Source organism: Nocardioides sp. (assembly GCF_024509035.1).
In the GTDB taxonomy this organism is placed as follows: Bacteria; Actinomycetota; Actinomycetes; order Propionibacteriales; family Nocardioidaceae; genus Nocardioides.
Window position 1 is genome coordinate 1 of record NZ_JANINT010000242.1, and the last position, 3,159, is coordinate 3,159.

General features: G+C 71.2%; 2 protein-coding genes. One reads left to right on the top strand and one right to left on the bottom strand.

Translation table 11 applies throughout. From position 1 onward, the window contains the following. Nucleotides 1-154: 154 nt before the first annotated feature. Complete coding sequence (locus Q0L15_RS16780) at nt 155-973, top strand: hypothetical protein (RefSeq protein WP_296605595.1); 819 nt, start codon at nt 155-157, stop codon at nt 971-973. 37 nt (nt 974-1,010) lie between these two features. Here the strand turns inward: Q0L15_RS16780 and Q0L15_RS16785 are convergent, their stop codons facing one another. Further along, nucleotides 1,011-2,687 carry a formate--tetrahydrofolate ligase gene (locus Q0L15_RS16785; protein ID WP_296605596.1) on the bottom strand — a complete coding sequence of 559 codons (1,677 nt, stop codon included), beginning with the start codon at nt 2,685-2,687 and terminating at the stop codon, nt 1,011-1,013. Nucleotides 2,688-3,159: the final 472 nt, after the last annotated feature.

A 3,159-nucleotide genomic window follows, 5' to 3' on the forward strand; every position in this document is an offset into this window, starting at 1 on the left:
AGCCGCAGCTGGGAGTCGTAGGCCTCGAGCAGCTCGGTCCGCAGCGTCACGGCCCGACGCTAGCCGTGACGACGCCGGGTGGCGACCGGGTTCCGGGTCGCGGCGCGCGGGAGCCAGGTCCGCGTTCCCGGGTGGTGAGAGACCTCCGACCCTAGTGCTGGGAGCCGTCCCGCGTGACGGTGATGAAGACAGGTCTCCGCCGCATTCGGGAGGTGTCGAGATGTCCTGGTTCAAGCACGTGGAGCATGACGACGTCACCGTCGACGAACCGCCCGAGCAGGCCCGCGAGCAGGCTGGCCGACCACCCGACGAGCAACCCGGCGAGCGAAACGGCGAGCAGCTGGGCGGCACTGTCAAGGAACAGCACCCCGTCGGGTTCTGGGCGGCATGGGTCATCGGCGGGGCGCTCATCGTGGCGCTCCTGCTCGCCATCGTCGCGATCGGGATGTTCGCTTGGGACGGACCTCACCGACTGAGCGTCTCTGGGACGTTGCTGCTCTACGGGTCCGCGTCGGCCGCGGTGGGCGCACTCCTCGGGTTCTTGTTCGGGGTCCCGCGAGTGGCGACGGGCGGAGGCTCCACGCTCTCCACGGTGACGCCGCAGAACCACACTCAGCCGAACACCAACCTGGAGCAGGTCTCCGACTGGCTGACCAAGGTCCTGCTAGGAGCCACGCTCACCCAGGTCGGCAAGATCCCGGACGCCGGGGGTGAGCTGTTCACCACGATGGGTGAGGCGCTGAGCGTGAACAACATGGCGGCCGCCCGGGCCTTCTCCGGCGCCCTCGTGGTCGTGACCGGTGCGGTCGGGTTTCTCTTCGGCTGGTTGTGCACCCGGATCCTCCTCGCTTCCCTGATCGAGTGGATCGAGGCGGAGGTGGAGGCGCGCTTCAAGGCGGCGAAGAAGGCCAGGAGGAGGGCTCGGGGGGCCACTGTGACGAGGCCCGGGCAGCTACCACCACGAGGGTTGTGAGGCCGTGCCCCGAGCGCGGGCATGAGGCTGTTCCCGCTCAGGAGAGCCCGATGATCGTCCCGTCGTCGGCGAGGTCGATGCGCTGGGCGGCGGGGTGGCTGGGCAGCCCCGGCATCGTCATCATGTCGCCGCAGACCACGACCACGAACCCTGCGCCCGCGGACAGCCGCACCTCCCGCACCCGCAGCTCGTGGCCGGTGGGGGCGCCGAGCAGGGTGGGGTCGGTGGAGAAGGAGTACTGCGTCTTCGCCACGCAGACCGGCAGCGTGCCGTAGCCGTCGCGCTCGATGCGCGCGAGCCGCTTGCTCGCCTTGGCGTCCCAGGTCACGCGCCCGGCGCCGTACACCCGGGTGGCGACCGCCTCGACCTTCTCGGCGAGCGACAGGTCGTCGGGATAGGTGAAGGAGAAGTCGTACGGCGACGGCTCGTCGAGCGCGCCGAGCACGCCCTTCGCGAGGTCCTGGGCACCGACACCGCCGTCGCTGAAGTGCGTGGCGGGGTAGGCGCTGACGCCGCTGGCCTCGCAGAGCTGGACGACCTTGTCGACCTCGAGGTCGGTGTCGGAGGGGAAGCGGTTGACCGCGACGACGCACGGGACTCCGTGCACCTCGCGGAGGTTGTCCAGGTGGCGATGCAGGTTGGCCATGCCGGCCTCGACGGCGCCGAGGTCCTCGCGCTCGAGGTCGGCGAGCGCGACGCCGCCGTGGTACTTCAGCGCACGCACGGTCGCGACGACGACGGCGACGTCGGGTCGCAGGCCGGACATGCGGCACTTGATGTCGACGAACTTCTCGGCCCCCAGGTCGGCGCCGAAGCCCGCCTCGGTGACGACGTAGTCGGCCAGGCGCAGACCGGCGCGGGTGGCCATCACCGAGCTGCAGCCGTGCGCGATGTTGGCGAACGGTCCCCCGTGGACGAACGCCGGAGCGCCCTCGAGGGTCTGCACCAGGTTGGGCGCGATCGCGTCGCGCAGCAGCACGGCCATCGCGCCGGTGGCACCGAGGTCGCGCGCGGTGACGGGCGCGCCGGCGCGCGAGTAGCCGATGACGATGTCGCCGAGGCGCCGCTTGAGGTCGGCCCACGACTCGGTCAGGCAGAAGATGGCCATCAGCTCCGAGGCGACGACGATGTCGAAGCCGTCCTCGCGCGGGAAGCCGTTGATCGGGCCGCCGAGCCCGACGACCACCTCGCGCAGCGCGCGGTCGTTGGTGTCGAGCACGCGCTTCCAGGTCACGGTGCGCACGTCGATGTCGAGCTCGTTGCCGTGGTGGACGTGGTTGTCGATCAGGGCGGCGAGCAGGTTGTTGGCCGCGGCGATTGCGGCGAAGTCGCCGGTGAAGTGCAGGTTGATGTCGGTCATCGGCACCACCTGGCTGTAGCCGCCGCCGGCCGCGCCGCCCTTCATGCCGAAGACCGGGCCCATCGAGGGCTCGCGCAGGCAGGCGATCGCGCGGTGGCCCATCCCGTGCAGCGCGTCGGTGAGGCCGACCGACGTGGTCGTCTTGCCCTCACCGGCCGGCGTCGGCGAGAGCGCCGTGACCAGGATCAGCTTGCCGAGCGGCCGGTCGGCGAGCGAGGTCAGGTGGACCGGGTCGACCTTCGCCTTCGTGTGTCCGTAGGGGACCAGGTGCTCCGCGGCGATGCCGAGCGACTCGGCCACCTCCGTGATCGGGTGGAGCTCCGCGGCGTTGGCGATCTCGATGTCCGACAACATTGTCGACCCTTCCTCGGTACCTCTTCGCACCGTAACGCGATCCGGGCCTCCGGGGAGGGCCGAACGTCCCGTGCCGACGGGCCCCATCGCCTCCGTCCAACGGCGCCGGCCGTGCCGTTGGACGAGCCCGTCGAGACCCCCGCACGCCGTGCCGTTGGTCGAGCGGCGGAATCGGTGGTCGAGCTCGTCGAGACCCCCGCAGGTAGCGCCGTTGGTCGAGCCTGTCGAGACCCCGCACGGGACGCCGTTGGTCGAGCTCGTCGAGACCCCCGCAGCCGAGGCAGGCCGGTGACCGCGGGTCTCGTCGTGGGTGCCCGGGTTGCGGGGATCTCGACGGGCGCTCGGGCCTGGGGGCCCTCGCTGCTCGATCTACGAGTGCCCGGGCATGGAGATGGCCCCGTCGGCCGTGGCCGGCGGGGTCGGGTGGTCAGGTATGTCGGGTGTAGGTCCGGCCGTGGGGGCTGGTCCACAC